The sequence below is a fragment of the Sphingomonas sp. S2M10 genome, from assembly GCF_012650175.1.
GTDB lineage: Bacteria > Pseudomonadota > Alphaproteobacteria > Sphingomonadales > Sphingomonadaceae > Sphingomonas.
Genome location: NZ_JAAILI010000036.1, coordinates 1 through 659, shown reverse-complemented (window position 1 = coordinate 659; position 659 = coordinate 1). Strand labels below are relative to the sequence as shown.

Here is a 659-nt window from a genome sequence, read left to right as displayed (position 1 = left end):
ATCACGAACAGGAACACGTCGTCGATATCGTCGCGCGACACGTCGCCGTAGAGCGTGACGTCCCAGCCGATATGGCATTCGATCGGGTTCAGCTCGGCCAGCGGGGGCAGCCGGTCGGTGCGCGCGGTGATCGTGCACTCGCCCAGGCTCCGCAGCTCGTCGAGCAGCATCAGCGGGTTGGTGCCGTTGGCCATGCTCTCGGGCGGCAGGTAGAAGCGCAGGCGCCAGCCCTTGCGGACGGGGGCCGAGGGCGCGGTGGGCGGTGCGCCGGCGGCGGCATCCACCTCGCGCTGCAGCGCCTCGAGGATTGCGGCGCCGGCGGCTTCGAGCCCCGCGCCGTCGCCGTCGACCAGCGCGCGCATATGGTCCTTGGCCGAGAGGATCACCGCGACCAGCCCCTGGGTCGCGGGCGCGAGGCCCTTGCGGACGCGGTCGAAGGCGGTCTCGCAGTGATGGGTGAAGCTGGCCAGCGCGTCGAAGCCGAACATCGCCCCCGAGCCCTTGAGCGTGTGCAAGCCCCGGAACACCGCGTCGATCAGGTCGCGATCGTCGAGCCGGTGGGTCAGGTCGAGCAGGCCCTGCTCGACCTGGTCGAGCAGGTCGCCGGCCTCGACCCGGAAGGCGGCGATCGGATCGCCGCCGCTCACCGGCCGAGCACC

The 659-nt window shown here is 71.8% G+C and carries 1 protein-coding gene; it reads right to left on the bottom strand.

The window, feature by feature from the left end; genetic code table 11:
• Window positions 1-647 (bottom strand): Hpt domain-containing protein (locus S2M10_RS08985; RefSeq protein ID WP_348770558.1); only part of this gene is annotated, 647 nt, incomplete at its 3' end.
• Window positions 648-659: the final 12 nt, after the last annotated feature.